The sequence below is a fragment of the Streptomyces adustus genome, assembly GCF_009377175.1.
Classification (GTDB): Bacteria; Actinomycetota; Actinomycetes; order Streptomycetales; family Streptomycetaceae; genus Streptomyces; species Streptomyces adustus.
In genome coordinates this window covers 1-2,851 of sequence record NZ_VJZD01000481.1, presented here as the reverse complement: position 1 = coordinate 2,851, position 2,851 = coordinate 1, and the positions used below count along the sequence as shown (strand labels likewise).

3 protein-coding genes are annotated in these 2,851 nt (G+C 73.8%); all 3 read left to right on the top strand.

Annotated features, from left to right (window positions below):
• Positions 1 to 893: acetate--CoA ligase family protein (locus tag FNH09_RS45840; protein WP_202919898.1), on the top strand; the 893-nt coding region annotated here is incomplete at its 5' end.
• A 136-nt stretch (positions 894 to 1,029) separates the two neighbouring features.
• The gene (locus FNH09_RS45835) at positions 1,030 to 1,617 is read left to right on the top strand and encodes a DUF5998 family protein (protein WP_152895787.1); all 588 of its coding nucleotides are present in this window, start codon (positions 1,030 to 1,032) and stop codon (positions 1,615 to 1,617) included.
• Positions 1,617 to 2,822 carry an alkaline phosphatase family protein gene (locus FNH09_RS45830; RefSeq protein WP_152895786.1) on the top strand — a complete coding sequence of 402 codons (1,206 nt, stop codon included), beginning with the start codon at positions 1,617 to 1,619 and terminating at the stop codon, positions 2,820 to 2,822. Before FNH09_RS45835 ends, FNH09_RS45830 begins: the two co-directional genes overlap by 1 nt.
• Positions 2,823 to 2,851: the final 29 nt, after the last annotated feature.

Here is a 2,851-nt window from a genome sequence, read left to right as displayed (position 1 = left end):
CCCTCGGCGAGCCCGCCACCACCCCCGGCGCCCGGCTCATCCCCGCCTACCCCGCCGCCGAGCGTGCCGTCCGCGCTCTCGCCGAGGCCGTCAAGTACGGGCAGTGGCGGCGCGAGGCCGCCGACCCCGGCAAGGTGCCGGAGTACGACGACATCGACGAGAAGGGGGCGGCCCGGCTGATCGAAGGGCTGCTCGACCGTGGCCAGGGGCTCACCCTCGGCACCCGGGAGACGTGCGAACTGCTCGCACGGTACGGGATCGCCGTGCGCGAGGCGGTGCCCGCACCCACTCCCGAGGCCGCCGCCGAGGCCGCCCGCGCCCTCGGCTATCCCGTGGCCCTCAAGGCCACCGCACCGCATCTGCGACACCGCGCCGACCTCGGCGGCGTCCGCCTCGACCTGGCGGACGAGGAGCAACTGCGCCGGGCGTACGCCGAGCTGACCGAGCTGTTCGGGAAGCCGGACGAACTGCGGCCGGTGGTGCAGGCGATGGCACCGCGCGGGGTCGACACGGTCGTGCGCTCGGTCATCGATCCGAAGGCCGGGGCCGTGCTGTCGTTCGGGCTCGCCGGAGCCGCGTCCCAACTGCTCGACGACATGGCGCACCGGCTGGTTCCGGTCACCGACCGCGACGCGACCTCGCTGATCAGGTCGATCCGGACGGCGCCGCTGCTGTTCGGCTGGCGGGGCTCGACCCCGGTCGACACGCCTGCGCTGGAGGAGCTGCTGCTGCGGGTGTCCCGGCTGGTGGACGACCACCCCGAGGTCGTCGCGGTCACCCTGGAGCCGGTCGTCGTCGCCCCTCGCGGACTGAGCGTCCTCGGCGCCACCGTGCGCCTGGCGCCGCCCCCCGTCCGTGACGACCTCGGCCCGCGCACGCTCCCCTCGTACTGAGCGCGGCCGGGCGACTGTCCGGTCCTGCCGAGCGCTGCGCCGGGCTACGGTCCGGGCCCGACGGTTCCCTCGCGCGGAACCGTCGGCTGCGCCGAGCGGTGCCTCGCAGTCAGTGCGCCCCCGTAGGATGGACGTCATGGCCAAGACCAGTACGACGACCCAGGGGCTGCGAGCGGCGATCGAGCGCAGCGGCTACTACCCGGCCCTCGTGGCCGAGGCGGTGGAGGCCGCCGTGGGCGGCGAGCCGATCCGGTCGTACCTGGTCCACCAGGAGACCACGTTCGACCAGAACGAGGTGCGCCGGCACGTGACCGTGCTGGTCCTCACCGACAACCGCTTCATCGTGAGCCACACCGACGAGCAGGCCGCCGACACCACCTCCCCGACGCCGTACGCCACGACGTCCACGGAGTCCGTGAAGATCGGCCGGATCTCGTCCGTCGTGGTCAGCCGGGTGGTCGCCAACCCCGAGTCCTACACCCCCGGCACGCTGCCGCGCGAGATCGTGCTGACCATCGGCTGGGGCGCCGTCTCCCGCATCGACCTGGAGCCCGCCGCCTGCGGCGACCCCAACTGCGACGCCGACCACGGCTACACGGGCAGCTCGACGGCGGACGACCTCAGCCTGCGCGTCAGCGAGGCCGGGGACGGCCCGGAGACGGTCCGCCAGGCCCTCTCCTTCGCCCAGGCCATCTCCGAGGCGACAGCGGACGTCACCGCCTGATGTCCCATCTCTCGCCGTCCGATTCCGTCGCCTGGGACCACCCCGAGCCGCTCGCCGTCGGCTCCGCCCCCGTCCCGGAGTACGGCTCCGGCTCGCTCGCCGACCTGCTGCCCACGCTCGCCGCCGGCATGGGCGTCCCCGGCATGCCCACCGGCATCCCCGAGCTGACCGCCGCCGACCGCAACTGCGTGTTCCTGATCGACGGCCTGGGCTGGGAACAGCTCAGGGCGCACCCGGACGAGGCCCCCTTCATGGCCTCGCTGCTGGCGAGCTCCCGCGGCGGCACCGGCCGCCCGATCACCGCCGGCTACCCGGCCACCACCGCGACCTCCCTCGCCTCCGTCGGCACCGGCCTCCCGCCTGGCGCCCACGGCCTGCCCGGTTACACCGTCCGCAACCCGGACACCGGCGAGCTGATGAACCAGCTCCGCTGGAAGCCGTGGACCTCGCCGCGCGTCTGGCAGCCGTACCCCACCGTCTTCCAGCTGGCCCACGAGGCCGGGGTGCACGCCGCCCAGGTCTCGTCGCCGACCTTCGCGAACACCCCGCTGACCAAGGTCGCCCTCAGCGGCGGAACGTTCCACGGGCGGCTGGCCGGCGAGGAGCGCGTGGATCTCGCGGCCGCCCAACTGGCCGCCGCCGACCGCTCCCTGGTCTACACGTACTACGCCGAACTCGACGGCGCGGGCCACCGCTACGGCGTCGCCTCCGACACCTGGCGCGGTCAGCTCATGTACGTCGACCGGCTCGTCCAGCGGCTGGCCGAGCAGCTGCCCCCGCGCAGCGCCCTGTACGTCACGGCCGACCACGGCATGATCGACGTCCCGTTCGACGAGCAGCACCGCATCGACTTCGACGAGGACTGGGAGCTGCGCGCCGGCGTGGCCCTGCTGGGCGGCGAGGGCCGCGCCCGCCACGTCTACGCGGTGCCGGGCGCCGAGAACGACGTACTGACCTGCTGGCGCGAGGTGCTCGGCGAGCAGTTCTGGGTGGCTTCGCGGGACGAGGCGATCGCGGCCGGCTGGTTCGGCCCGCACATCGACGAGCGCGTGTACGCACGTATCGGCGACGTGGTGGCGGCCGCCCACGACGACGTGCTGATCATCGCCTCGGAGCGGGAACCGAAGGAGTCGGCGATGGTCGGCAACCATGGTTCGATGACCCCGGCCGAACAGCTGGTCCCCCTGCTCGAAGTACGTACCTGAGCCCCACCGCCACGACCCGCCCCCGCCCG

Coding starts and splice junctions, on each gene's coding strand:
- FNH09_RS45835 (WP_152895787.1), top strand. CDS start 1,030: ATGGCCAAGACCAGTACGACGACCCAGGGGCTGCGAGCGGCGATCGAG.
- FNH09_RS45830 (WP_152895786.1), top strand. CDS start 1,617: ATGTCCCATCTCTCGCCGTCCGATTCCGTCGCCTGGGACCACCCCGAG.